Origin of the sequence: Microbacterium kunmingense (assembly GCF_023155745.1) — a bacterium.
Lineage (GTDB): Bacteria > Actinomycetota > Actinomycetes > Actinomycetales > Microbacteriaceae > Microbacterium > Microbacterium kunmingense.
Window position 1 is genome coordinate 75,563 of record NZ_JAKNUS010000008.1, and the last position, 25,254, is coordinate 100,816.

Here is a 25,254-nt window from a genome sequence, read left to right on the forward strand (position 1 = left end):
CCGATCCGACGTAGGCGCGATTCTCCGAAGTTCGGCTGCCTCGCGAGAGGAGCGGCGCGTCAGCCCTCCGCGGCGGCCTTGCGCTTGGCGAGGTCGAGGATCGACACGATGAGGGCGAGCGTGAGGAAGCCGGCGACCGACAGCATCCCGTACAGGTACGCGTCGTGGTAGACGACGAGGTCGTCGGCGTTGCCCTGCTCGCGATAGATGGTGGCGTAGAAGAGCGAGAGCGCGACGGCGGTGCCCACGGCGGTCCCGATGCGCTGACCGAGCTGACCGACCGAACCGGCGACCCCGCCCTGCTTCACCGGGATCTCGGCGAGGGTGAGTGTCTGGTTGGGGGCGATGACGAGGCCACCGCCGAAACCGCCGACCACCATGACCGCCGCCATCAGGTACGGGGTCAGGGCCGGCGCGGAGAACACCGCCGCCGTGACGAGTCCGACCACGGCGATCAGCACACCCACGACACCGAAGACGACGACCGGTCGCCCGAAGCGGATCACGAGGTTCCCGCCGACCCACGACGCCACCGCGCTCGCCAGCGCGAAACCGATCGACACCATGCCGGCGAAGACCGGTTCGAGCCCGAGGCCGAATTGGAGGTAGAGGGTGGTGAGCAGGAACAGCGCCGGCAGGGCGGTGAAGTAGGTCGTCTGGATGATCGTGCCGTTGCGGTACGAGCTGACCCGGAAGAGCTTCAGCGGGATGAGCGGCTGGCCCCCGCGCGCCTCATACCGGCGCTCCCAGAGGAGGAACAGCGCGAGGAAGGCCGCGAAGGCGAGAAGCAGCCACCACCGGGCCGGGTCGTCGGTGGGCGCTCCGGTCGTGAACAGGAAGGGCCACATGAGCGAGAGCACGGTGAGGCCGAACAGCAGCAGGCCGACCGGGTCGAGCTGCACCTTCCGCGCCGAACGGGTGCGGGTGTCGGGCAGCAGCCACAGGACGAGTGCGATGGCGATCAGGCACAGCGGCACGTTCATCCAGAAGATCAGCCGCCACCCGTCGGTCTCGCCACCCAGGGCGATGAGGAGACCCCCGATCGTGGGACCGAAGGCGGTCGCGATGCCGATCGTCGCGCCGAAGAGGCCGAAGGCGCGGCCGCGCTCCTTGCCCTGGAAGAGCTCCTGAGCGGTGCCCAGCACCTGCGGCATCTGGATGCCGGCGGCGACACCCTGCAGCAGGCGCGCGATGAGCAGCACGAGCGCGTTGGGCGCGAGCGCGCACAGGATGCTGGTGAGGGTGTAGAGCGCCAAACCCACCACGAACAGCGTGCGGCGCGAGCGCTGGTCACCCAGCCGACCCATGGGGACGAGGGTGAGGCCGAAGGTCAGGACGAAGCCCGACACGATCAGCTGCACCTCGGTCGACCCTGCCCCGAGCCCCGTCTCGATCGAGGGAAGGGCGACGTTGACCTTCGTGAGGTCGAGGATGGTGAGCGCGGCCACGGCGACGCACACCCAGAACGCCTGCCACTTGCGGGCGTTCGAGAGCGGGATGATTGCAGTCGTCGGCGCGCTCGTCGTCACGGCCGCTCCGACCCGTCTCGGCTGAAGACGGCGCGGAGGATGAAGAAGACGATCACCGCCACCACGGCGACCACGGCGAGCTTGAAGACGAAGGCCAGCACGGAGAAGAGGATGTTGACGAGGAACCACGCGATGAGAATCGCGACGATCACTCCGAGGATGGTCCAGATCGTGCCCTTGTTCACCCGCATAGCCTACGCCCGGCTGCGCGGGCGGGACGCGCCGTGACCCACTGCCCGGGGGCGATCACGCCGGCAGGAGGGATGCCGCGGCCGAGGCGTCCTGGCGGATGATGCTGGGCCCCTGCGGGGTGGCCTGAACGTGCAGCTGGGCGGGGATCCGCTCCTTCATGGTCGCGACGTGACTGATCAGTCCGACGGTGCGGCCGCCCTGGCGGAGCTCATCGAGGGTCGTCATCGCCAGTTCGAGCGTGTCGTCGTCGAGGGAGCCGAAGCCCTCGTCGATGAAGAGGGTGTCGAGTCTCACCCCGCCGGCACGCGCGGTCACGACCTCGGCGAGGCCGAGCGCGAGCGCGAGCGAGGCGAGGAAGGTCTCGCCGCCTGACAGCGACTGCGCGGGGCGCGCCGCACCGGTGTGCGCGTCGAGGATCTCGAGGCCGAGCCCTGAGGCCGCACCCCGGGCGGCGAGCGCGTCGGTGTGCCGCAGCTGGTAGCGGCCCGACGACATGTCGCTGAGCCGCAGGTTCGCCGCCGCGACGATCTCCTCGAGTTCCGCGGCGAGCACGAAGGACTCCAGCGTCATCCGGTGCGTGTTCGGCGCCCGCCCGGCGATGGTGTCGGCGAGGCGCGCGACCACCTGCTGCTCCTCTGCGAGCGCGGTGACGTCGCCGAGTGCCTCCCGGGCGCGCTCGAGCAGGGTGCGCAGGCGCGCGGCCGTCGCTGCGGCATCGGCGGCCGCGTCGACGGCCGCCACCCACGCCTCCCGCGCGGCGACGAGGGCGGACTCCGCGGCCGAGACGTCGACGAGTTCCTCCGGCTCGCCCGCCAGCGCGAGTTCGAGGTCGCGGAGCCGGTCGCGCTCCGCGCGGAGCGCCGCCTCATGGGTGCGGATGCGTTCTTCGAGGGCCTCGCGCTGGGGCGCGGTGCGAAGGGCTTCGCGTGCCGCGCGCAGGTCGCCGAAACCGGATGCCGCGACTCGGTCGTCCCGGTCGGCCGCCGCGCGCTCGGCTGCGGCGGTGGCGATGTCGGCCGCGCGGTGGACGGCGGCGAGCCGGGTGGCGCGATCGCGTCGGAGGCTGGCCGCTTCGATGCGGGCGGACACGGAGGCGTGGTCGCCGCGGGCCGCGGCGACCACGCGGCGCTTCTCGCGGAGCTCGGCCTCGCGGGCGGAGACGTCTTCTCGGAGCGTCGCGAGGTGTGCGGTGAGCCGGTCGCGCTCCTGCGCGGCCTCCGCGTCGAGGAGGGCGAGGGTATCGAGGGTCGCGAGCAGCCGATCCCGCTCGACGACGGCGGCCTCGCCGGCTCGGAGCGCTGCCTCCGCCTCGAGCAGCGCAGCCGACGCGGCCTCGAGATCGAGGCCGCCCGCGCGGGCAGCGGCGTGAGCCTCGGCCTCGCGCGCCGCGCGGAACACCTCCGCCGCCTGGCGCGCGGAGTCCGACGCCGTCTGCTGCGCCGCCTCGGCGCGTGCGATGTCGTCGTCGGAGACGGGGTCGCCGGTCGGTTCGGCCGGGTGAGGGTGCTCGACCGAGCCGCACACGGGACACGCCTCGCCGTCGACGAGGTCGGCCGCGAGCCCGCCCGCCCGGTCTGCGGCCCTGCGGCGCAGCAACGACACCACCGCATCGTTGGCCGCGGCCGCCATCTCGGCTGCGGCGAGCGATTCCTGCTCGGCAGCGAGCGTGCGCTGCGCGAGGTCGACGGCTTCGGCAGCCGCGTCGTGGCGCGCGCGGGCTTCGTCCCGGCGCGTCCGCGCGGTATCCGCACCCGCAGCGGCATCGCGCGCGGGCGCGAGCTCGGCCTCGACCGCGGCGCGCTGAACGGGGATGCGCGCCCGATCGGCGTCCAGGCGGGCGATGAGCTCTTCCTCCTCGCGGATGCGCGCCACGTCTGCGGTGAACGCCTGCTCGGCGGCATCCAGTGCCTTCTCCACGTTCTGCGCGTCGCGCCAGACCGCCAGCTCTCCGGTGAGCTGCAGCACGAGGGTATCGAGCGCCTCGAGCGGCAGCGTGGCGAGGTCGGCGTCGCTCAGCCCGAGGTCGTCGACGACGGCGCGCACTGCCGCAAGCCCGGCCGCCCGCTCGGTCTCGGCCACCTCGGCGGCCTCGAGCGGCGCACGCAGCGCTTCGGCGTCGCGCGCGGCGACGAGCTCTCGTCGCGCGGCGTCGACGGTCGGGGCCTCGGCCTCGAGCGCCGCCAACGCGGCCCGCGACCGTGCGCGTTCCTCCTGCGCCTGCCGCAGGCGCCGCATCGCGGCGTGGTGGTCCTCGGCTGCGCGGTGCGCCGTCTCGGCGGCGTCACGCGCGAGGCGGAGCGATTCGGCCCGGTAGTCCGCACGCTGCGCCCCGCGTTCGACGACATCCAGACGCACGCCGGCCGTCGCTCCCCCCGCCGCCGCCGTCTCGAGGTCGGCCGACTCGTCGGAGGGCAGCAGCCGCTCCGCTTCGCCGAGGAGAAGAGCCGCCGCCCCGGTCGCGTCGGCCACGTCGCGCTCCGTCGCTCGACGGCGCTCCTCGAAGGCGTGGAGGTAGTCCTCGTAGGTGCGGGTGCCGAAGAGGCGCCGCAGCAGCTTCTGCCGGTCGTCGTTCTTGGCCAGGAGGAACTCGGCGAAGCGGTTCTGGGCAAGGAGGATCACCTGCAGGAACTGCTGCTGGCTGAGCCCCAGGATCTCATCGAGCTCGAGCCCGACGTGACGCGGCCCGCTGGCGCGTCCCTGCCACTGACCGTCGACGAGCTCGGCGAGCTCCGCGTCGGCCGCGACGACCGTGAACCCCTCCCCCCGGCGCTTGCGTCGCGGGTAGTCGGGCGACCGGGTGACGCGGAAACGTCGACCGGCGGTGGTGAACTCCACCGCGACGCTCGTCGGATCATCCGGCCCGCAGTGATCGCTTCGCAGCCGCTTCTCTGCACCGTCATAGCGCGGCACACCCCCGTAGAGGGCGAAGCAGATGCCGTCGAGCACACTGGACTTGCCGGCGCCGGTGCGGCCGGAGATGAGGAAGATGCCGTCGACGTCGAAGGCATCGAGGTCGACCACCTGGCGCTCACGGAAGGGACCGAATCCCTCGAGCTCGATGCGGTGAAGTTTCACGCGGAGACCTCCGCGCCGACGCGCTCCTCGACGACGGCGGCGATGATCTCGCGCTCGCGCTCGCTCGCACCCTCGCCGTCGCGGACGTGAGCGAGGAAAGCGTCGATCAGCTCGCCGTCGTTGCGGGCGGCACGCACCCGCCGGGCGTACGTCGAGCCGTCGTCCGCTCGCGCCCCCTCCGGTGTGTGCACGACGGTGGCGCAGTAGGGGAAGCGTGCCAGCAGGCGCCGCATCGGATCGCTCTGCGGCGTCGGATCGGTGTACTGCGCGCACACCCACGCGTCTTCCCACTCGGCGTGCGCGGGAGCGCTGAGCAGGTCGTCGAGCCGCCCCCGGAGCGTGACCAGCCGCCGCGGCACGGGGAGCTCGAGCCAGGCGACCCGGGCGAGCCCGTCGCCGTCGAGGTCGACCAGCCACGAGCCCCGCGGCTTGTCGGCCTCGCCGAAGCTGTAGTGAAGCGGCGCCCCCGCGTACCGCACCGCGTCGGACAGTCGCTGGCGTCCGTGGATATGGCCGAGCGCGACGTAGTCGAACCCGTCGAACGCGGCGAGCGGCACCACGTCGAGGCCGCCCTGCTGGATGTCGCGCTCCAGGCCCGTCGTCGGCTCGACACCCGCCGCGAAGCAGTGGGCGATCGCCACCGACCGCCCCCCGCGCGCGGCGACGTCGGTGCGGACCAGACCGAGCGCCTGGTCCAGCGCCTGCGCCTGGGTGCGCACCTCCACCCCCGGCCAGAGGTGGCGCACGAGCGACGGCTCGAGGAAGGGGATGCCGTACACGTGCACGGGGCCGTGCTCGTCGTCGATCGTCACGGGCGTGCCGATCGCGGCGGGATCGGTGAGAACGTGGATGCCCTGGCGCAGCAGACCCGCCTGGAAGCCCAGCCGCGCGGCGGAGTCGTGGTTGCCGCTGGTGACGACCACTCGGGCATCCGCGTCGCTGATCCCTCGGAGAGCATCGGTGAGCAGGCGGTAGCAGTCCGCCGCCGGGGCGGCGGAGTCGAACACGTCCCCCGCGACGATCACCAGATCGACGTCGTTCTCACGCACCTGGACGATGAGGGCGTCGAGCACTCCGCGCAGCGCATCGAGGGTGGAATGGCCGTGGAACGACCGCCCGATGTGCCAGTCCGAGGTGTGCAGGATCCGCATGTCCCACACCGTAAGCGCCCCCGCCGACATCGCCCCGCTGCGGCCCCGCGGTTCGCCCGGAAACACAGGTCTCACCTAGGGTCGGGAGCAATGAGCGACGCCCCCACCTTCGCGATCGAGCGGTTCACCCACGCCGGGGCGACGCTCGTCGCACAGGAGTCCGGTGAGGGGCGCGATCTGTTCGTCCTCATCCACGGGATCGGCATGGGTCGATCCGCCTTCGCCGAGTTGGAGGGACTCCTCGACGACCTCGCCCGCGTGGTCGCCGTGGACCTCCCGGGGTACGGCGAGACGCCCGAACCCGGACGGGTGCTGTCGATGGAGGAGAACGCCGACGTCGTCGCCGCCTACCTCGCCGACCTCACCGCCGGTGATGAGCGTCCCCGCGTCGTCGTCCTCGGCCACTCCATGGGCGCCCAGGTGGCGCTCGAGGTCGCGGCGCGGCATCCGCACCTGGTCGACGCACTGGTTCTCGTCGGTCCGACGGTGGAGCCGGGCGCGCGGTCGACGATCCGTCAGCTCTGGCGACTGATCCGCGACATCATCCCCGAGAGCCCCCGGGTGATCGCCGTCGGGGCGCGGGAATACCTCCGCGCCGGACCGCGGCTTCTGGCGAAGGTTCGCGCGGTGATGGCGCACCGTCCGGAAGACACGGCCCGGCGGGTGGATGCGCCCACGCTCGTGATCCGCGGGGAGCGCGACATCCTGGTGCCGGTGGAATGGGCCCGTCAGCTCACCGATGCGCTGTCCGACGGGCAACTGCGCGAGGTCGCCGAATTCGGCCACGAGACGATGATCCGAAACGCCGGACCCACCGCCACCCTCATTCGCGCGTTCCTCGAGGGCCGCTGAGTCCTCAGGCCTCCTCGTCGCCCGTCGTCACCTGCTCGGCGAGGTCGTCGACCTCCTCGTCCGAGGCCTGGCCGCCGACATCCTCGACCCGCTCGCGCAGGTCGTCCTCGACCTTCTCGGGCTCGGGATCCGACGCCTCGGCGCGCGCCTCGGCCGCCGCGACGGCGCGCTCGGCCACATCGTCGTCCGTCCCGGCAGCCTCGACCGGCTGGTCAGGGGTGGATGTATCGGTCGAGGCGCCCTGCGGCGGGTGCAGCGGCTCGGCCGGCGGAACGCCGATGCCGACTGCCTCGTGGTCGGGTTCGCGCCGGTCGCCCATCAGTCCTCCTCGGTCTGGCTGTCGGTGGAGAGGTCGGGGTCGAGCCCCTGCGTCGGCACGTCGCTCTCGACCTCCCCGTCGGGGATCGTCTCAGGGTTGACCGCCAGGCCGGAGCGGTCCAGCGCCTCGGGATCGGCGCCGGCGCTGCTGCGCTCCTTCGCCGCACTGTCGTGCTGGTCGCCGTAGCCCCCCGCGGGGTCGGCGTTGATCACGCCCTCGGGCAGGTCCTTGTCGTCCATGCCGCCATCCTGCTCCCCGCGTCCACGCCCGGCGCGGGGTTGACGGCTGGCCGCGGCGTCGCTAGCGGTCGGTGCCGGCCTGCGCGGCGCGATCTCGTCGCACCGCATCGCCGAGCAGCTGTCCGCCGCTGGTCAGCAGCGCGCGGCGCCAGGGCAGCACCCCCTCGATCTCGATCTGGATGGAGATCGACAGCACGGTCCGGATCAGCACGATGAGGCCGAGGATCAGGGCATCCTCGATCGACGGCTTGGAGGTGATGGTGCGGATGAGATCGGCGGCGACGAGGATCTCCAGGCCGAGCAGGATCGCCGCGCCGAGTGCGTTCCGCAGCACCGAGAACGCGGCCCGGCCGCCCTCGCGGCGACGCAGCGACCGCGCACCCAGCACAAGGGCGATCACGAAGCCGACGATCATGGCGGCGGCGCCGGCCGCCTCGAAGGCGACGGCGACGCCGGAGAAGACCTCTTGGAGCCGCACGCGCCCAGTGTAGAGCGCGCCGACGCGGAAGGCGGGAGGGCTCAGGCCGTGGAACGCTGCCGCAGGATACCCGCGCGGTCGGGGTGCAGATCGAACCAGTCGGCGACGTACCAGCACACCGGGATCACCTGGCGGCCCCCCTCGGCTTCGAGGTGCGCGACGGCCCGGTCGACCAGCTCTCCGGCGTAGCCCTTTCCGCGGAAGGTCGGGATCGTGTACGCCCGGGTCATGGCGACGGTGCGGCCGTCGTCCTTGTAGTCGAGGACGCTGACGAGGTCGTCGCCGCGGTGCAACGTGTACCGCGAGGCGTCCCTCTCGTCGGTGAAGCGCAGTTCGGTCACCACGTCAGGGTACGCCCGGTTCGCTGGAGCGGCGCTGAAGGAACGCCGGGCGCTCACTCCGGGATCGCCCGGGTGCGCACGAGCTCCCGATACCACCGGCCGCTGTCCTTGACGGTCCGTTCGAGCGTGTCGAAATCGACCCGCACGATGCCGAACCGCTTGGCGTAGCCGTAGCCCCATTCGAAGTTGTCCAGAAGCGACCAGACGAAGTATCCGCGCAGGTCGACTCCCCGAGCCATCGCCCGGTGCGCCGCGGTGAAGTGCCGACGCAGATAGTCGAGTCGCTCGGGGTCGGGAACCGACCCGTCGGGGGCGACCTCGTCGTCGAAGGCGGCACCGTTCTCGGTGACCATGAGCGCCTGCTCGGGGAACTGCTCCGACAGCGACACCAGAAGCTCCTCGAGGCCCTCGGGCGCGATGTTCCACCCCATGGCGGTGTACGGTCCCGGCTGCTCCACGAACTCCACAGCCTGGTCGCTCCCGGGCCACGCGGTCCCGCCGGCGACCCCCTTGTGCCCGTCGTTCATCTGCTTGGGCGACACCCCGTCCCACAGGCGCACGGTTGCCGTGGAGTAATAGTTGACGCCCAGCACATCGATCGGCTGATGGATGTCGGCGAGGTCGCCGTCCTGCACGAAGGCCCAGTCGGTCACCCCTGCGGTGTCCTGCAGCAGATCTTCGGGGTACTCGCCGCGCAGCATCGGCCCGGTGAAGGCTCGATTGGCCAGCGCATCGATCCGTCGCATCGCCTCGCCTGCCCCGTCGCCGACCCCGCGGAGCACGTGGAAGTTGAGGGTGACGGAGTACTCCGGCGTTCCGGTCGAGGTCGCCCGCAGCGCCTGCAACGCCCGGCCGTGCCCCAGGTTCAGGTGGTGCACGGCTGCGAGCGCCGCGGCCGGCTCGTGCCGGCCGGGCGCGTGGCCGCCCTGCCCGTACCCGAGGTAGGCCGAGCACCACGGCTCGTTCAGAGTGGTCCAGGTGTGCGCCCGGTCGCCGAACGCCTCGCCGACCACCTCGGCGTAGCGCGCGAAGGCGTCGACCGTCGCGCGGGCCGGCCAGCCCCCGGCATCCTCGAGAGCCTGAGGGAGATCCCAGTGGTAGAGGGTGGCGACCGGACGGATGCCGCGGGCGAGGAGTCCATCGATGAGCCGCGCGTAGAAATCCAGGCCCGCCTGATTCACCTCGCCGGTGCCCGTGGGCATGATGCGGGGCCACGCGATCGAGAAGCGGTATGCCTCGAGACCGAGGTCCTTCATCAGGTCGAGGTCGCTCTCCCACCGGTGGTAGTGGTCGCACGCGACGTCGCCCGTGTCGCCGTTCCAGACTTTGCCGGGGGTCTTGGAGAAGGTGTCCCAGATGGACGGGCCACGCCCGTCCTCCGTCGCCGCCCCCTCGATCTGATACGAGGCGGTCGCCGACCCGAAGGTGAAGCCGGGCGGGAACACCAGCCCCGCGTCGCGATAGTCCGCTCGTCCCTCGACCATGGCTGCTCCCCCTTGGACTCCGCCGACTCCCACCGTCATCCGGTCACGTCCGTCAGGTCAACGCTATAGTCCCGCGACGCCCCGTCGGGAGCCGTGACGGTCACATTGCGCATCCCGCTCCTGCCGGGGAACACCCGGAGGGCGAGGCCGTCGTGGTAGTCGTAGTCGGGCCGGTCGTCGCGCGCCCCCCACGGGATGACCGCGCCCGGCCGGGCATACAGCGGCAGGCTGTCGAAGCCGTGCACCTCGCGGCGCCAGCCGCCGCCGGTCACCGTCTCGCCCGTGAGGAGGCTCGTCCACTCCCCCGCAGGCAGGTAGAAATCGACCACACCCGTCTCGGAGAAAACCGGGGCGACCAGCAGCTCGGAGCCGAGAAGGTACTGCCGGTCGAGGTAGGCCACCGCCGGGTCATCCGGGAACTCCAGCTGCATCGGGCGCATGATCGGGGCACCCGTGCGGGCGGCGTCGATGCCTGCCTGGAAGAGGTAGGGCATGAGCCGCATCTTTAGCTGCGCGAAGCGGCGCGTGATGTCGACGGCCTCATCGTCGAACGCCCACGGAACCCGGTACGAGTCCGACCCGTGGAAGCGGCTGTGACTCGAGAGCAGGCCGAAGGCCACCCACCGCTTGAACACCGCCGGATCGGGGGTTCCCTCGAACCCGCCGATGTCGTGACTCCAGTGGGCGAAGCCGCTCATCGCCAGCGACAGGCCGCCGCGCAGGCTCTCCGCCATCGAGGGGAACGTCGATGTGTTGTCGCCGCCCCAGTGCACCGGCATCGTCTGGCCGCCGGCGGTGGCTGAGCGGGCGAACAGCACCGCGTCGCCCTCGCCGCGCTCGGCGACGAGGACGTCGTGGACGGCCCGGTTGTACAGCTGCGCGTACAGGTTGTGCATGCGGGCGGGGTCGGACCCGTCGTGCCACACGACATCGGTGGGGATCCGCTCGCCGAAGTCGGTCTTGAAGCAGTCGACGCCCTGCGCGAGGAGCACTCGCAGCTTGTCCTGGTACCAGCGCACCGCGGCGGGATTGGTGAAGTCGAGCAGGCCCATCCCGGCCTGCCAGAGGTCCCACTGCCACACCGACCCGTCGCCGCGCTGCACGAGGTAGTCGGCGGCGGCCGCCTCGGCGAACAGCGGCGAGCGCTGGGCGATGTAGGGGTTGATCCACACCGAGACCTTCAACCCGCGGTCGTGAAGGCGACGGAGCATGCCGTCGGGGTCGGGGAAGACCCGGGGGTCCCATTCGAAGTCGCACCAGTTGAACTCGCGCATCCAGAAGCAGTCGAAGTGGAACACCGACAGCGGGATGTCACGCTCGGCCATCCCCTCGATGAACGAGGTGACGGTCTGCTCGTCATAGTCGGTCGTGAAAGACGTCGACAGCCACGGGCCGTACGACCAGGCGGGCACGACGGGGGCGCGTCCGGTGAGGGAGGTGTACCGGGTCAGCACGTCCTTGGGCGTCGGGCCGGCGAAGACGAAGTACTCCAGCACCTCGCCGGGCACGCTGAACTGCACGCGCTCGACGGCCTCCGATCCGACCTCGAAAGAGACGTGACCGGGGTCGTTCACGAGCACACCGTACCCGCGCGAGGAGAGGTAGAACGGCACGTTCTTGTATGCCTGCTCGCTGGACGTGCCCCCGTCGGCATTCCACACGTCGATGGTCTGACCGTTCTTCACCAGCGGACCGAAGCGCTCGCCCAGCCCGTAGATCGTCTCGCCGACCCCCAGGTCGAGCTGCTCGTGGACGAACGCGCGCTCGGGCGGCACGCCGGTCTCGGCGCGGGCGTTGCCGACGATGCCGTGCTCGACCGCGGCCTCGGGGCCGAGGCGCACGAAGGCCTGCGCCTTGTGTCCGCTGCCGGTCACCCGCACACCGTCGACATCGAACGACAGCGACCACGGTGCCCCCGGCGCGATCCGGGCGGTGAGCGGGCCGCTGACGAGCGTCCCGGCCCCGGCATCGGCGACCCCTGCTCCCGTTCCGCGCTCCCCCGCGCCGGGCAGGGCGAACCCTCCATGCCACCGGCCGCCGATGTGGTGGGCGATCCGCACCCGGATGACACCCTCGATCGGCGAGGACACCGTGGTGGTCAGGGTGGTGCGGTTGAGCACATCGCCGCGGCGGGCGATCACCTGGGTCGGGGCGGTGATCTCGAGTGCGGCGCCGTCGACACCGTCATCCGTCTGCCGGATGTCGTACGCCTCCGCGGCGTAGAGCGCGGTGACGCCGGGGCGCAGCTGCCAGAACCCGTCGGTGAACTTCATTACTTGACTGCTCCTGCCGTGATGCCCCGGGTGAGGGTGCGCTGGAAGATGAGGAAGAAGAGGAGGGTGGGGATGAGGCCGAGGAGGGCCGAGGCGCTGGTCGTCGTGACATCCATCAGCCGCTCCCCCTGCAGCAGGCTGATCGCGACCGGCACCGTCTGGTTCTCGTTGGAGACGAGGAAGGTGAGGGGGATCAGGAACTCGTTCCAGGTCCAGATGAAGAAGAAGATCAGCAGCACCGAGAGCGTCGGACGACTGATCGGGAAGATCACGCGCCACAGGATCTGCCACCGGCTCGCCCCGTCGATCGCGGCGGCCTCGAGCACCTCCTTCGGGAAGGTGCCGTAGACGGCCGAGAGCAGGTAGGTGCCGAAGGCGGCCTGGATGACGGTGAAGACGATGATCACCGACCACACGTTGTTGTACAGCCCGACCTCTCGGAACATGTAGTACAGCGGGTAGAGCAGGGCCTCCTGCGGCAGGAGGTTCGCCAGGAGGAACAGCAGCACGATCCAGGAGCGGCCGCGCACCCGCCCGATCCCGATCGCGAACGCGTTCAGCACCGAGATCAGCACGGCGAGGATCGCCACGGTGCCCGAGATGAACACCGAGTTCCACACCTTCTGGGGGAAGTTGACCCGCTCCCAGAACGCGGCGATTCCGTCGAGGTACATCGCCGAGGGAAGCGCGAGCGGACCACCCGTGGAGTAGTCGGCGGGCGATTTGAACGAGTTGATGAGGATCAGGTAGAACGGTGCGGCGATGAGGATCGCAGCGACGATCGCGAAGGCGAGCATCAGCCAGTCGACACCGTTCTTGCGGGTCATTCCACCGCGCGCCTTCGGCGGACGATTCGAACGGCGTCCTGTCTTCGGGGCCGTCGTCACGGCGAGGGTCGTGGCCATCACAGTCCCGCCCTTTCTTTGCGCTCCGCGGCGTTCTGCGCGCGGATGAAGAGGATCGACACGACCGCGATCACGACCGTCAGCGCGGTGGCGATGGTCGCGCCGTAGCCGACCTGCTGCGACTGGAAGAACTCGCTGTAGGCGTAGTACGCCGGCACGATCGTCGAATCGCCGGGGCCGCCGCGGGTGAGCACGTAGACGGGGCCGAAGACCTTCAGCGCCGCGATCGTGCAGGTGAGGGTGACGACGTAGATCTCGGGGCGGATGATGCTGACGGTGATCGCCCGGAACCGCTGGAACCAGTTCGCGCCGTCGAGCTCGGCGGCCTCGTAGAGCTCGGGGTCGACCCGCTGGAGCGCGGCCATGAAGACCACGACGGGGTAGCCGATCTGGATCCAGACGAGCACCACCATGATGCTGCCGAGCGCGGTGACGGGAGAGCCGAGCCAGTTCTGGGCGAGGAAGCCGAGGCCGATGCTCTCGAGGATGGTGTTCAGCGCCCCGTCCTGCGGGCGGAGGATCCAGCCGATCACGATGCCGGCGATCGCGGCGGGGAGGATCTGAGGGAGGTAATAGGTGGCGCGCAGGAAGCTCGCGAGGCGCCCGCCGTACTTCCGACCGATCACGTCGAACAACAGGGCCGCCAGCACCAGGCCGATGAGGGTCGGGAAGATGACCATCGCCACGATCATCCAGACGCTGTTGATGAACGAGGTCCAGAACGTCGCGTCGCCGAAGAGTTCGATCCAGTTCTCGAGGCCGATGAACTCCGGCGGACGGATGCCGCGCCAGTCGGTGAAGCTGAGGTAGATGTTCCACACCAGCGGCACCACGACGATGACGGTGACCAGCACCAGGCCGGGGATCAGATAGAGCCAGTAGCCGGCGGTGCCGCCGCCCCGCCGTTGCGGGATCAGCGGCTCCTCGGGAGGGAGCTTGGTCCGCGGAGCGCGGACGAAGGGGACAGCGGACATCGCGGGGACTCCTGGTGTGTGCCGGGGTGGGAGCCGGGGCGCCGCCGTGTGGCAGACGGCACCCCGGCCGGTTCGATCAGCGGAAGTCCGCCACGTAGGAGTCGTACTCCTCGCCGAGCGACTGCTGCACCTCGGCGGGCGTCTTCGTGCCGTTGACGAGCTCCTGGAGCTCGGCGACGAGGGCGTCGTAGAAGGTGGGCGTGGGCCAGTCGGGGTAGAACGACAGTCCGTCGGCCTCATTGACGGCGTTGAACGCCTGGATCAGCTCGAGGCTCTTCTCATCGGTGATGTCGGCCTCATCGGCGGCGACGGGCAGCCCGCCGTTGTTGCCGATCAGCGCCTGCACCTCGGGACGCAACGTGATGTCGATGAACTCGTAGGCGAGCTCCTTGTTCGCCGCGCGCTCGGGCACGACCCAGATGTTGCCCGACGAGCCGAGGCTCAGGTCGCTGCCCGGGAAGGGGAAGACGCCGAACTCGAAATCGGTGATCTCGTCGACGAAGCGGCCGTACCACCAGCTGCCCGACACGAAGATCGGCGACGTGCCGTTGATGAACGACAGGCCCGCGTCCTCCGCCGCGATGCCCGTCACGTCGGGCGAGAAGTAGCCCGCGTCGAGGTATTCCTTGAGCGTCTCGGTCGCGTAGGTGATCTCCTCGCCGCTCCAGTCGACCGGGTTCTCGTACAGCTGGTAGTCGTTGACCCACTGGCGGTCGGCCTGGCTGAGGGCCAGCTGGTACCAGAGCTGCCCGAGCGGGTATTCCAGCCCACCCTCGGCGAGCGGGGTGATGCCCTGCGCGACGAAGGCGTCGAGCACCGCGATGAACTCGTCGTAGGTCGTCGGGACCTCGAGCCCCGCCTCGGCGAAGGCATCCTTGTTGTAGTAGACCGTGACGAACTCGCCGTAGTTCGGAACGCCGTACCAGGCACCCGACCCCATCACGCCCTCCTCGCTGTAGCGCGCGGTGGTCTGCAGCGCCGGAGCGAGCTGGTCGTCCCAGCCGTACTCCTCGACGGCCTCGGTGATGTCGGTGATGAGGCCCTGGCTGGCGAGGAACCCGGCCGTGGCGTTGCCCTTGTTGAACTCCATGAGGTCGGGCGCCTCGTCGGAGTTGAGGACCTGGCTGGCGGTGGAGCGGATCTGCTCGAAGCTGCGCTCCTCGAATTCGACCGTCGCACCGGTCTCCTCTTCGAAGATGCGGATCGCCTCGTCCCAGGCGATGCCCATGGCGCTGTTCTCGCCCTCGTAGTGCCAGAGGGTCAGGGTGTCGTCGGATTCGCCCCCCGAACCTCCCGCGCAGGCGGACAGGACGAGCGCGGTCGCGGCGAGCGCGCCGGCGGCCGTGGCCGCTCGCGCCGTCGTCTTACGTGTGATGCGTGCCATCGGTGGCACTCCTTTCTCGGTGACCTTCGTCGGTCGGATGTGCATGTGAGTGGTGCGTGGAGCTGTCGAAGCGCTTCGAAATCGCGCGAGCGGAAACGGACGGGAGGTTCGGCGTCAGTCGACGACGGGACCGGCCACGGCCGCTCTGGGAGCGTCGGGAACGCGCGCGAGCGAGCCGTGGTCGAGATAGGCGGGTGGGATCAAGCGGATGCCGGGGGCCGGGCGGTCCCCGTCGAAGAACGTCAGGGCGAGGTCGACGGCGAGGTCGCACGAGGCCTGCGGGACGAGCGGCAGCGCGTCGAGGGGACGCGGGAGCGCGGCGGTGTCGAAGGTCGGCGCGACGGAGATCACCGAGACGTCGTCGGGGACGCGGAGTGCGCGGGCGTCGAGCTCGGCGAGGACCGCGCGGTGCGATTCCTCGGGGCAGTGCAGCACGAGGGCCGTGGCGCCGGCGTCGAGGAGCTCGGCTGCGGCCGCGCGGACGCTCGCGTCGGTGGCGTGCTCGTGCCCGGTGGCGCGGAACTCGGCGGCGACGGCGAACATCCCCGCCGCGGCGAAGAACTCGTCCCGCACGCGCGGGGGGAAGTTGGAACGCGAGTACGACACCTCGGGCTGACCGACGAGCCCGATGCGGGAGTGGCCGGCCCGCGCCATCCGTCCGACCGCCTCGCGGGTCGCGGCTTCGAAGTCGAGGTCGACGCAGACGAGTCCCTCGTTGTCGTTCGGCACGCCGATGAAGACGGTGGGCGTCTCGATCTCGCGCGCCAGCGCGACGCGCGGGTCGTCGGGGGCGACATCGAGCACGAGGATCGCATCGACCAGACGATTGGAGGCGACGCGGCGCATGCCCGCCTGCGCGTCCTCGTCGGTGAGCAGGAGGACGTCGTAGTCGTTGCGGCGCGCGGCGACGGCCGTGGCGAGCACGAACGCCATGTGGGTGGGCGCGTGCGTGTCCTTCCGCAGCGGCTCGGTGAGGGCGAAGATGCGGGTGCGCCGGCCGGCGAGCATGCGGGCTCCGGCGTTCGGGCTGTACCCGAGGCGCTCGACCGCCTCTTCGATGCGTCGGCGGGTGTCGGCCGAGACGGGCCGTTTGCCGCTGAGGGCGTACGACACGGTGCTGATCGAGACACCGGCGGCCTTGGCCACCTCATCGATCTTCGCCATCGGGACTCCGTCGTCTGGTTGGTGTCTGGTTCGGGTTGTCGAAGCGCTTCGCGGAAGCGTTTCGACGATGGTGACACATGGTTCCGACTCACACAAGGGGTTTGGTGCAATTCGCAACAAACCCCTGTGCCGTCGCCCTGCCGCATCCGCTCCCCTCGCCTTCGCGCCGCGCCGTGTACGCAACCGCGGGGATGCGGGATGACGCGCCGGCACCTCCGCCGCCACCGCGGCGCGTCGGCTCTGAGACCCGCCGATGCGTGCAGGCGAGACGAGCGAAGAACCGCGAGAACGGATGCCGCGCCGCGGCGAATTTGCCAACGACAGGGGCCATCGGCCATAATCAGCCGCATGACTGACGACGCACGCTCTCTGTCCGCCTGGGAGGCGAACAGGACTGCCGGCATGATGGTGGCCGGCCGCGTTGTCATGTGTTGTCGAATGTGCCGCTGACTCGGTAATCCCGCCGGACATCAGCGTCGCCGCTCCGCTTACCCGCGCAGGCGACGCCCGACACGTCCCCCGAGACGCCGCCGTTCTCGCGCACCACGATGCGCAGCGGATGTCTCGAGCCCGGCCTCACCGGCCGATTTCGCAGCACTCCCCGAACCCCGACTCCGCGGGTTCCGCTCCCTCGAGGAACATCATCATGTCGACCACCGCCCTTCTCGACCGCCCCGCCCCCGCCCGTCACCTCCGCGCCGTTCCGCGACCCGCCGAAGACGTGGCCCCTGCCGCCGCCGAACCCGCCGCCACCAAGCCCGCCGCCCCGGCACCCCAGCGCCACCTTCCCCCCGGCACCGCGCCCCGCGGCTTCGCCCTCTACGTCGGCTTCGACGAGGCCAAGGCCCAGGCCTCGGGGGTGAGCCTCCCCGTCCTCGTCGATGCCCTGCGCCGCACGCTCGCCGAGCTCGCCCCCGACGCCGAGACCTACGCCACCGTGGCGCTGGCGCCGGCCGGCGCCGGCGGGCGCGATGTCGACGTGGTGCGTCTGGCGCTGCAGGAGCCCGCCGCCGTCGCCCGCACCAAGCCCGAGGAGCCGGAGGAGGACGACGAGACCGCCCGCGGCGTGGTCGTCGACATCTCCCGCAAGCGCGTCGTCATCGACGGCGAATCAGCGGCGCTGACCTTCAAGGAGTTCGAGCTGCTGCAGTACCTCGTCCTTCGCGAGGGACGCACGATCGAGCGCGCCGAGCTGGTCTCGTCGCTCTGGCAGGGTGCCGAGGAGCAGGATGCCCCGGGCGAGCGCACCATCGATGTGCACGTGCGGCGTCTGCGCGCCAAGCTCGGTCGGTACGAGGACATCGTCCGCACCGTCCGCGGCGTCGGCTACCGCTTCGACCGTCACGCCGACGTCGTCATCCGCTTCGGCCACGGCACGCCCTCGCCCGACCGCTTCTGACCCCGGGCTCCGGGAACCGGCGCGGCCGACTCTCCTATCGGAGGCTCTCGGCGACCGTGTCCCACCACCCCGCCGCATCGGCGCGGTGCGCCTCGAACCGGGCCGCCGCACCCTCTCCGATCGCCCCACGCCGCGCGTCGAGCTCGCGGAGGCGATCCGGCGCGCCGCCGAGGTCGTCGAGGTCGACGACCCCCTCCTGACCCCAGTGCCCGAGAGCACCGCTGAGCTTGATGCGCGTGTAGTCATCGGCGGCGAGACCGAGGATCGGCACCCCGGCCGGCGCGGCGAAGACCGCCGGGTGGTATCTGCTCGTGACGAGCAGCCGAGCGCGGCGCGCGAGCGCCGCCGCCCTCCGCGAGTCGCCGCTCGGCAGCACGCTGCTCTCGCGCGTCATCCGCTCCCGCACCCGCTCGTGCAGCGCCGCGTCGCCCATCGGCTCGGCGCCGGCGGCGACCGGGCCGAAATGCGCGTGGAAGACCACGGGGCCGACGGTGTCGGCAGCCGCGTCCAGGAGCCGCGCGATGCCCGCTTCGACCACGTCGGCGGACCGTCCCGCGAACCATCCCGACAGGCTCACCAGAACGTACGGCTCGGCGGGTGCGTCGTCACTGCCGGCGAGGAACGAGGCGTCGTCGACACCGTCGTGCACCCGTGCGCCCCACCCCCGGACGAGTGCGGCGGAGTCGTGCTCCCGCACTCCCGTCCACGCCGCGTCCCGGGTCATGGCGGCGACCCGCTCCGCATCCTCGTCGTCGAGATCGGGGCCGAACGTCTGCCCACTCACCACCACCGGGAGCCCCCGCGCGCGGGCCATCACCGCGAGGGTGGTGCGCTCATAGACGTGCACCGGCCAACGCGAGGCGAGGTTGCCCCCGCCCGCGATGAGCACGCCGGAAGCGTCATCCAGCGCGTCGAGCGCCCCGCGCGCGGGATCGCCCTCGGCGAGTCGGATCTCCCCCGCGGCCGCCGCGCGCAGCATGGCCGCGCGCTCCCGCGCAGCCTCGCGGTCGAGGCCCACGAAGCCCAGGCGACCGACCGCGTCGACGCCGTACCGCGCCGCCGACTCATCCGGAGCGGAGGACACCCCGACCACGCGCCCTCCACGGGCCGACAGTTCGTCGGCCGCCGCTTCGAACATCGCCTCATCACCGATGTGGATGATGCCGCCGAGCACCCCGATGTCGCCGATGGTCAGTACGTTCACACGCGGTCCCTTCACGTCAAGCCGGTCCTCCGGCACCCGGACAACCGTAGACTTCCGAACGGGTCGCCGCACCTCGTCCGATCGCCGGTCGGGCGGTGACCGCATCGGAGGCAGCGATGGGCATCCAGACGGCGATGGACCGCATCACCGAAGCACCCACCATCGTGCAGGCTCTCCAGGCCGCCGACGACGTCGCCTTCGAGGCCGGGCGCGATCCCGGTGTGCGCACCCTCCGGGTCCTCTCCGCAGCGCTCGTCGGCTCCGACGACATCGCGGCGATCGCCGCCGTGCACGCGTTGGCCGAGATGAACGACGAAGCCGCGGGTGCGCTGCTGGTGACCCTCCTCGACGACGAGCGCCGCTTCATCGTCGAGCACGCCGCGTGGGCGCTCGGCCGCCGACCGGCCCGCCCCGCCGCCATCGCGCCGCTCATCTCGCTTGTGATCGCCGGCGGGTTCACCGGAATGCTCGCCCAGCACACCCTGGAGAAGTGGGCGGCCGGCAGCGGCGAGCTCCTCGCCGTCGCCCTCCTGAGCGCCGCCACCGGCGAGGTGGGCGTCGAGGCACGCGTGCGCCTCGCCGAGACGCTCGGGCTGGTGCGCCATCCGCTCACGACCGCACCGCTGTGCACCCTGGCCTCGGACACGACAGCTCCCCCCGCCGTCCGCGAAGCGGCCGTCGCCGCGCTCGGGCAGCGCGCGGATGCGGACGTCATCGCCCACCTCGAAGACCTCGTCGCCGAAGGAGGCCTCATCGGCGATCTCGCTCGGCTCGCTCTCATCGACGCCGACCCGCCGCGCACCCGCACAACGGCGGACGATGCCGGGGGCGACGGCGGCCTGACGGTCGCGCAGCTCTTCCTCCACGCCGACATCGACCCCGCCCTCTCGGCGTCCGGCGCCGGTGACAACGGTGGCATCGCGACCCTGCTGGTGCGTCTGGGCGACGCCCTCATCTCCGACGGCTCGGTGGTCGACCGCGTGCTGACCCTCTCGCGCGGCACCGTCGCCCAGGCGGGCCCCGACCTCCTGCAGATGGCCGGCGGCGAACGCGGCCACCTCTACGGACACGTCCCCCTGACGAGCATCCCGGCGTCGTCGGCGACCGCCTGGCATCTGCGCGTGACCGTGCGCCGTGGCATCCGCCGTCTTCTGCGCGCCGCGGGGCGCGTCGACGTGCTGCACCTGAGGATGGCGGATGTCGGGAGCCTGGCCGCCGCCGATGTGGCACGGGAACTCGGGATCCCGACGGTGTTCACCGTCGCCCCCGATCCGCACAGTGTCATCGCCTCGCTCGAGCGATCGGGACGACTGTCGCGCGAGGACTTCGGCGAGGTCGACCGCACCGAGCACTTCTGGTTCCGCAGTCACCTCGTGCAGAGCCTCGCGGCGTCGGCAGCGCACTCGGTGTTCTTCCCCCGTCCCGAGCTCGAGCGCGACATGCGCGCGCTCATCGGCATCGACATCACCTCCCACCCCGAACGCCACACGGTCGTCGCCGAAGGCGTCGACCTCGCCATCGTCGACGATGCCCTGAGCCGCGCTGTCGCCGTGGCCGCCGGCGCCCGACCCGAGGGCCCCTTCGCCGAATTGGCGGCCCTCATCGACGGTCTCTCCCCCGCCCGCCGGGAGCTCCCGCTGCTCGTCACGGTCGGCCGCATGCACCGGATCAAGGGGATGGCGGCGCTCGTCGGCGCCTGGGCGGGTTCCGACCTGGCCGATCGTGCGAACCTGCTCGTGGTCGGCGGGGATCTCGCCGATCCGTCGAGCGATGAGCGTCACCAGCTCGATCTGATCGACGCCGCGGTTCCCGCGCCGGAGCGCGCGGAGCGGGGCCTCGTCATCGCGGGGCACCGCTCGAACGACGTCGCAGCCGCCTGGCTCGCCGCCGCCCGGTTCGGCATCCCCGGCACCATCGCGCCGGGTGGGGCCTACGTCTGCGCGAGCGTGAAGGAGGAGTTCGGCCTGGCGATCCTCGAGGCGATGGCCACGGGGCTCGTCGTGGTCGCCCCCGACAGCGGCGGGCCCGCCACCTACGTCGATGACGGCGACACCGGCTTCCTCACCGACACCGCCGATCCCGCGGCCCTCGTCTCCGCGATCGGCCGGGCGCTCGACGCCGCCGCCGACGGCGACCCGCGCCGGGCCGAACGGTCGCGCACCCTCGTGGCCGAGCGCTTCACGATCCAGGGAATGGCGGCCACTCTCACCCCGATGTACCTGAACGTCGCCCGGCACGAGGCGGAGCTGCGGCGCACCGCGGGACTGCTGACGTGACGCTCCTCGTCATCAGTCCCGACTACGCCTCGCACCTCCTCCCCCTCGCCGCCCTCGCGACGGCGTGGCGCGACGCGGGCGATGACGTCGTGGTGGCCACGGGCCCCGCGACGGCGCCGATCGTGGCGGAGTTCGGCTATCGCCGTGTCGACCTCCCCCTCGGGCGCGGGGCCAACGCCCGCGTCATCCGATCATCCGAACAGGATGCCGCGGAGGCGGCGTCTCTGGAGGGATTCTTCGCCGCCACCCGGCGGGGCATGGTGCCGACGCTGACCTACCAGGCACGTGAGCGACTGACCGACCTCATGTGGCAGCCGGTGGACCGTGCGCGCGCGACGCTGGCGGTGGTCGACGAGGTGGCGCCCGACGCGATCCTCGTGGATCACCTGGCCTTCAGCGCGCGGCTCGCGCTGCACACCGCCGGCATCGCGTACGGCGATGTCGTGCTCGGCCACCCGAGCGCCCTCCCGGTGCCCGGCGAGGTGTACGGCTACCCGCCGGCATGGCCGGCGGCACTGCAGCCGCGCGCCGACGAACTCGTCGACCTGCGAGCGCTCTGCGACGAGGTCGCGCGCCGCTTCACCGATCAGTGGAACACCACGGCCGCTACCCTCGACGCCGATGCCGTGACCGTCGACGACGCCTTCATGGTTCACGGCGACACGGTGCTGTTCAACTACCCCGCCGAGCTCGCCGCCGGCGATGGCCGGATGCTGCCGCCCCACCGCTTCCTCGGGTCTACACCCCGCGAGGAGCCGGCTGACGCCGGTGTCGACGCGTGGATCGCGCGCGGCGAGCCCTTCGTGTACGTCAGTCTCGGAAGCTTCCTGTCGGTGCGCGACGACGTGCTCGCACGCGTCGCCGACGCCCTTCGCGCGGCGGGTCTTCGCGCCGCGATCGCGACCGGCACCACGCCCGCCTCAGCCCTCGGCGACCTGCCGGAGGGATGGCTCGTCGCCGACTACCTTCCCCAGGTCCGCCTGCTCGGCTCCGCCGCGGCGGCCGTCACCCACGGCGGGAACAACTCCGTCACCGAGGCGGTCGGTCAGGGCGTGCCGCTCGTGGTGCTGCCGTTCTCGACCGACCAGTTCGCCGGCGCGGCGGCCATCGAGCGCTCCGGCGTCGGCCGCGCGCTCGATCCCAATCGCGACGACGTGGACGGGCTCGCGGAGGCGCTGCGCGAGGTCGCCGATCCGGCGTTCGCGGGTCGGGCGCTCCTCCGCCGCATCGCGGAGGCGCAGCGCACGCACCCGGGACCGCGGATCGCCTACGCGACCCTTGCGCCCAACGCCGGCTGATTCCGCTGGTGGCGCGGTGTTCAGCTGACAGCGTCAGGCACAGGGCCGGGTTCGCCGTCCAGTTCGGCGAGCACCGCGGCATCCAGATCCTCGTAGCCGAACACCAGCGCGGCCATTCGCTCGGGATCGCCCGCCGCGTCGCGGTAGCGTTCCATGCGCGCGGCATTGGCGTCATACGCGGAGCCGGCGCGGGCCTCACCGACGTGGTGCAGCGCATAGACCCGGCCGCGGTGGCGGCGCGGCGGCGCGCCCAGGAGCGTCGTGTGCGCGAGGTACCACGCGGCATCCTCGAAGCCCCAGCCGCGGAAGCCCTCGTCCTGACCGCCGTGCGCCGCCCACGTGCGAGGTGTCGCCACGTAGATGCCCGAGCAGGCCCCGTCGACGAGCTGCTCGACGGTGCAGTGTTCGAGGGCCGTGCCCGCGGCGTGGTCCGCCGACCCGGTGCGGCCGAGCCAGCGGTACTCGTCATAGGGCAGATGCACCAGGTTGCTCGTCGCCGCCGCACGGATCGCGGCGAGCAGGGGCTCACGCTCGGGGATGGTGTCGGCGTCGCCGATGACGACCACCTCGTCGACCGCGGCATCCCGCATCGCGGCGTTGCGGCACGCCGCCAGCACGAACGGATCATCGCCGGTGTCGACGGTGAGGATCGGCACCCCGGGGAGGTTCTGCTGATACCAGGCGACGACCCGGTCGAAGGCGTCCAGACGCGACGGCGCCGGACGCCAGGGGATGACGATTCTCACTGCGGGTACGACGGGAGTGATCACTGACACCTTCCTTTCCTCGGGCGAGCATAAGCGACGTCGGACCCCTCCCGGACACGGCGACGGATGTCGGTGGACGCGCGTAGCGTGAAGGGGTGACCTCGCCCGTTCCACCCCGGCTTCCGCGGCGATCGGGCATGCGATTTCCTGGCGACGCGCGGGCGGCTGCCGGCGGCGTGCCGAGCGGTCCGCCGCGGGAGACCGAGTATCGCCCGCGCCATCCGCTCGACCTCCGCCGCGTGCTGCTGTTCCAGCGCCGCGGCTACGGCGACCCGACCCATATCGACGGCCAGCCGGTCATCTGGCGCGCATGTCGCACACCCGAGGGCGTGGCGACGATCGCGATCCGCGAGGTCGCCGGCGGTGCGGTGCGCGGGGCCGCATGGGGACCGGGAGCGGAGTGGGCGATCGCGCAGCTGCCGGCGCTCTGCGGCAGGGACGACGACCTCGAGGGGTTCGACGCGTCACTGCACCCGCTCATCGCCGAGACGCATCGGCGGAACCCGGGACTCCGCCTCGGCCGCACCGACCTGGTCTTCGATGCGCTCGCGGGCGCGATCATCGAGCAGAAGGTCACCGGCAAGCAGGCCTTCGCCGCCTGGCGGCGGATCGTCCGGGGCTTCGGCGAGCGCGCTCCCGGTCCCACCCCGGCGCCGATGTACGCGCCGCCCTCGGTCGACGGCTGGCGACACGTGCCGTCCTGGGCGTGGCATCGCGCCGGACTCGAACCTCCGCAGGCCCGGACCCTCGTCGCCGCCGCGCAGCGGGGGACGCGCATCGAACGGGCCACCCACGCCGCGGCCACCGGCGATGAGCGCGATCGCGTGCTCACGAGTCTGCCCGGGGTGGGTGTCTGGACCGCTGCCGAGACGCGCATCCGCGCCTTCGGAGACCCGGACGCCGTGAGCGTGGGCGACTATCACGTCGCCCACGAGGTCGGTTTCGCCCTCACCGGCACGCGGGCGGACGACGAGGGGATGCTGGAACTGCTCGCGCCCTGGAAGGGCCACCGCCAGCGGGTCATCCGCCTCATCGGCTTGAGCGGGGTGCACGAGCCGCGGCGCGGCCCGCGGGTGCACCCCGAAGACCACCGCGACCGGTGAGGGCGCGATGTCGGAGGGGATGGGCACACTGGCATCGGGCGACTCCGGGGGTCTGGGGCTGCGAACCCTACGGAGGATCAGCGATGACCACACTCAACCCGTACCTGCAGTTCCGCGGCAACGCCCGGGAGGCGATCGAGTTCTACCACGGGGTCTTCGGGGGCGACCTGTCGATCGACACGTTCGGCCAGTGGGAGGGGATGACCCAGGACCCGGCCGAGTCCGACCTGGTCATGCACTCCCAGTTGCGCACACCGGACGGTCTGGTCCTCATGGCCTCCGACACCCCGACCAGCATGCCGTACCGCGAGCCCGCCGGGATCGCGGTGTCTGTGAGCGGCAGCGACGAGGCGCAGCTGTAGGGATACTGGGACGCGCTCGCCGACGGCGGCACCGTGACGGCCCCGTTCGAGACTCCGCCGTGGGGCGGACGGTTCGGGATGCTCACCGACCGCTTCGGCATCGATTGGATGCTCTCGCGGGGGCCTGACGAGGAGTGATCGTCGGCCGCCGATGTCGGTCGCGGACGACGCTCGAGTGCGGACGCTCGGGGCCGACGCTCAGAGGTGGACGCTCAGGCGTCGCACGCCCTCCCGTCCCTGTTCGACCGCCGTAGGCTGAGCGCATGGCTTCTCGCACCGGCTGGCCCCGCGGCCGCACCAACTGGGTGATCGGCAGCATTCTCATCTTCGCCGGCGGGGCGCTGTTCGGACTGATCTGGGGCTCCGTCGGTCTCGGGCTCGCCGTCGCGGCGGCTGTGTCGATCGGCTGGCTCATCGCCTACGAGTCGTGGCGCGGTCAGAAGGTCGGGCTGAACGACCCCGACGACGACGGCGCCCGCCTGTAG

Annotated in this window: 23 protein-coding genes; 7 read left to right on the top strand and 16 right to left on the bottom strand. The window is 71.5% G+C overall.

Translation table 11 applies throughout. The features are described 5' to 3' along the window. Positions 1–59 precede the first annotated feature (59 nt). The 4 genes from MA875_RS12495 to MA875_RS12510 form a co-directional block, all read right to left on the bottom strand. Positions 60–1,529, bottom strand: coding sequence for an MFS transporter (locus MA875_RS12495; RefSeq protein ID WP_248242580.1), 1,470 nt, complete (start codon positions 1,527–1,529; stop codon positions 60–62). Beyond that, positions 1,526–1,714, bottom strand: coding sequence for a hypothetical protein (locus tag MA875_RS17825; protein ID WP_248242581.1), 189 nt, complete (start codon positions 1,712–1,714; stop codon positions 1,526–1,528). The genes MA875_RS12495 and MA875_RS17825 overlap by 4 nt, the downstream gene beginning before the upstream one ends. A 61-nt stretch (positions 1,715–1,775) precedes the next feature. Beyond that, positions 1,776–4,796: an AAA family ATPase gene (locus MA875_RS17830; protein WP_248242582.1), complete on the bottom strand. Its 3,021-nt coding sequence runs from the start codon at positions 4,794–4,796 to the stop codon at positions 1,776–1,778. Beyond that, complete coding sequence (locus MA875_RS12510) at positions 4,793–5,947, bottom strand: exonuclease SbcCD subunit D (protein ID WP_248242583.1); 1,155 nt, start codon at positions 5,945–5,947, stop codon at positions 4,793–4,795. Before MA875_RS12510 ends, MA875_RS17830 begins: the two co-directional genes overlap by 4 nt. 90 nt (positions 5,948–6,037) lie before the next feature. Here MA875_RS12510 and MA875_RS12515 point away from each other — a divergent pair, with 90 nt between their 5' ends. After that, positions 6,038–6,799 (top strand): alpha/beta fold hydrolase, encoded by a 762-nt coding sequence (locus MA875_RS12515; protein WP_248242585.1) that lies wholly within the window; start codon positions 6,038–6,040, stop codon positions 6,797–6,799. Positions 6,800–6,803: 4 nt separating this feature from the next. On the opposite strand, the gene MA875_RS12520 is transcribed toward MA875_RS12515, so the two are convergent. The 10 genes from MA875_RS12520 to MA875_RS12565 form a co-directional block, all read right to left on the bottom strand. Beyond that, positions 6,804–7,118, bottom strand: a complete 315-nt coding sequence (locus MA875_RS12520) for a hypothetical protein (RefSeq protein WP_248242586.1) — start codon at positions 7,116–7,118, stop codon at positions 6,804–6,806. Next, positions 7,118–7,357: a hypothetical protein gene (locus MA875_RS12525; RefSeq protein ID WP_248242587.1), complete on the bottom strand. Its 240-nt coding sequence runs from the start codon at positions 7,355–7,357 to the stop codon at positions 7,118–7,120. Before MA875_RS12525 ends, MA875_RS12520 begins: the two co-directional genes overlap by 1 nt. Before the next feature lie 61 nt (positions 7,358–7,418). Continuing rightward, entirely contained in the window at positions 7,419–7,835 is a 417-nt protein-coding gene (locus tag MA875_RS12530) for a DUF1622 domain-containing protein (RefSeq protein ID WP_248242588.1), read from the bottom strand. 41 nt (positions 7,836–7,876) lie between these two features. After that, entirely contained in the window at positions 7,877–8,176 is a 300-nt protein-coding gene (locus MA875_RS12535; RefSeq protein ID WP_248242589.1) for a GNAT family N-acetyltransferase, read from the bottom strand. Positions 8,177–8,229: 53 nt separating this feature from the next. Further along, positions 8,230–9,660 (bottom strand): GH1 family beta-glucosidase, encoded by a 1,431-nt coding sequence (locus MA875_RS12540; RefSeq protein ID WP_248242590.1) that lies wholly within the window; start codon positions 9,658–9,660, stop codon positions 8,230–8,232. A 35-nt stretch (positions 9,661–9,695) separates the two neighbouring features. Then, positions 9,696–11,933, bottom strand: coding sequence for an alpha-xylosidase (gene yicI / locus MA875_RS12545; protein ID WP_248242591.1), 2,238 nt, complete (start codon positions 11,931–11,933; stop codon positions 9,696–9,698). Beyond that, complete coding sequence (locus MA875_RS12550; RefSeq protein ID WP_372492576.1) at positions 11,933–12,760, bottom strand: carbohydrate ABC transporter permease; 828 nt, start codon at positions 12,758–12,760, stop codon at positions 11,933–11,935. Before MA875_RS12550 ends, yicI begins: the two co-directional genes overlap by 1 nt. Positions 12,761–12,837: 77 nt before the next feature. Next, on the bottom strand, positions 12,838–13,812 hold the full coding sequence (locus MA875_RS12555; protein WP_248242593.1) for a carbohydrate ABC transporter permease: 975 nt from the start codon (positions 13,810–13,812) through the stop codon (positions 12,838–12,840). Positions 13,813–13,888: 76 nt separating this feature from the next. Continuing rightward, a complete protein-coding gene (locus tag MA875_RS12560; RefSeq protein WP_248242594.1) occupies positions 13,889–15,196 on the bottom strand; it encodes an ABC transporter substrate-binding protein in 1,308 nt (435 codons plus the stop codon). Positions 15,197–15,310: 114 nt separating this feature from the next. After that, on the bottom strand, positions 15,311–16,360 hold the full coding sequence (locus MA875_RS12565; protein WP_248242595.1) for a LacI family DNA-binding transcriptional regulator: 1,050 nt from the start codon (positions 16,358–16,360) through the stop codon (positions 15,311–15,313). A 646-nt stretch (positions 16,361–17,006) separates the two neighbouring features. On the opposite strand from MA875_RS12565, the gene MA875_RS12570 reads away from it, so the two are divergent. Further along, entirely contained in the window at positions 17,007–17,759 is a 753-nt protein-coding gene (locus tag MA875_RS12570) for a winged helix-turn-helix domain-containing protein (protein WP_248242596.1), read from the top strand. Positions 17,760–17,793: 34 nt separating this feature from the next. Here the strand turns inward: MA875_RS12570 and MA875_RS12575 are convergent, their stop codons facing one another. Beyond that, positions 17,794–18,963 carry a polysaccharide pyruvyl transferase family protein gene (locus MA875_RS12575; RefSeq protein ID WP_248242597.1) on the bottom strand — a complete coding sequence of 390 codons (1,170 nt, stop codon included), beginning with the start codon at positions 18,961–18,963 and terminating at the stop codon, positions 17,794–17,796. Between the two features lie 95 nt (positions 18,964–19,058). Here MA875_RS12575 and MA875_RS12580 point away from each other — a divergent pair, with 95 nt between their 5' ends. Both MA875_RS12580 and MA875_RS12585 read left to right on the top strand, forming a co-directional pair. Next, a complete protein-coding gene (locus MA875_RS12580) occupies positions 19,059–21,239 on the top strand; it encodes a glycosyltransferase (protein ID WP_248242598.1) in 2,181 nt (726 codons plus the stop codon). After that, positions 21,236–22,537: a nucleotide disphospho-sugar-binding domain-containing protein gene (locus MA875_RS12585; RefSeq protein WP_248242599.1), complete on the top strand. Its 1,302-nt coding sequence runs from the start codon at positions 21,236–21,238 to the stop codon at positions 22,535–22,537. The genes MA875_RS12580 and MA875_RS12585 overlap by 4 nt, the downstream gene beginning before the upstream one ends. A gap of 20 nt (positions 22,538–22,557) precedes the next feature. Here MA875_RS12585 and MA875_RS12590 read toward each other — a convergent pair whose 3' ends face one another. Next, positions 22,558–23,307: a hypothetical protein gene (locus MA875_RS12590; protein WP_248242600.1), complete on the bottom strand. Its 750-nt coding sequence runs from the start codon at positions 23,305–23,307 to the stop codon at positions 22,558–22,560. A 134-nt stretch (positions 23,308–23,441) separates the two neighbouring features. On the opposite strand from MA875_RS12590, the gene MA875_RS12595 reads away from it, so the two are divergent. From MA875_RS12595 to MA875_RS12605, 3 genes are all read left to right on the top strand, one after another. Beyond that, entirely contained in the window at positions 23,442–24,407 is a 966-nt protein-coding gene (locus MA875_RS12595; protein WP_248242601.1) for a DNA-3-methyladenine glycosylase family protein, read from the top strand. An 83-nt stretch (positions 24,408–24,490) separates the two neighbouring features. Then, complete coding sequence (locus MA875_RS12600; protein ID WP_372492577.1) at positions 24,491–24,769, top strand: VOC family protein; 279 nt, start codon at positions 24,491–24,493, stop codon at positions 24,767–24,769. A 263-nt stretch (positions 24,770–25,032) separates the two neighbouring features. Then, a complete protein-coding gene (locus MA875_RS12605; protein WP_124294127.1) occupies positions 25,033–25,254 on the top strand; it encodes a hypothetical protein in 222 nt (73 codons plus the stop codon).

Bases quoted from the DNA above. Each gene is read 5' to 3' on its own strand.
- MA875_RS12510 (WP_248242583.1), bottom strand. From the start codon at position 5,947: ATGCGGATCCTGCACACCTCGGACTGGCACATCGGGCGGTCGTTCCAC.
- MA875_RS12515 (WP_248242585.1), top strand. From the start codon at position 6,038: ATGAGCGACGCCCCCACCTTCGCGATCGAGCGGTTCACCCACGCCGGG.
- MA875_RS12520 (WP_248242586.1), bottom strand. From the start codon at position 7,118: ATGGGCGACCGGCGCGAACCCGACCACGAGGCAGTCGGCATCGGCGTT.
- MA875_RS12525 (WP_248242587.1), bottom strand. From the start codon at position 7,357: ATGGACGACAAGGACCTGCCCGAGGGCGTGATCAACGCCGACCCCGCG.
- MA875_RS12540 (WP_248242590.1), bottom strand. From the start codon at position 9,660: ATGGTCGAGGGACGAGCGGACTATCGCGACGCGGGGCTGGTGTTCCCG.
- yicI (WP_248242591.1), bottom strand. From the start codon at position 11,933: ATGAAGTTCACCGACGGGTTCTGGCAGCTGCGCCCCGGCGTCACCGCG.
- MA875_RS12550 (WP_372492576.1), bottom strand. From the start codon at position 12,760: ATGACCCGCAAGAACGGTGTCGACTGGCTGATGCTCGCCTTCGCGATC.
- MA875_RS12555 (WP_248242593.1), bottom strand. From the start codon at position 13,812: ATGTCCGCTGTCCCCTTCGTCCGCGCTCCGCGGACCAAGCTCCCTCCC.
- MA875_RS12560 (WP_248242594.1), bottom strand. From the start codon at position 15,196: ATGGCACGCATCACACGTAAGACGACGGCGCGAGCGGCCACGGCCGCC.
- MA875_RS12565 (WP_248242595.1), bottom strand. From the start codon at position 16,360: ATGGCGAAGATCGATGAGGTGGCCAAGGCCGCCGGTGTCTCGATCAGC.
- MA875_RS12570 (WP_248242596.1), top strand. From the start codon at position 17,007: ATGTCGACCACCGCCCTTCTCGACCGCCCCGCCCCCGCCCGTCACCTC.
- MA875_RS12595 (WP_248242601.1), top strand. From the start codon at position 23,442: ATGCGATTTCCTGGCGACGCGCGGGCGGCTGCCGGCGGCGTGCCGAGC.
- MA875_RS12600 (WP_372492577.1), top strand. From the start codon at position 24,491: ATGACCACACTCAACCCGTACCTGCAGTTCCGCGGCAACGCCCGGGAG.
- MA875_RS12605 (WP_124294127.1), top strand. From the start codon at position 25,033: ATGGCTTCTCGCACCGGCTGGCCCCGCGGCCGCACCAACTGGGTGATC.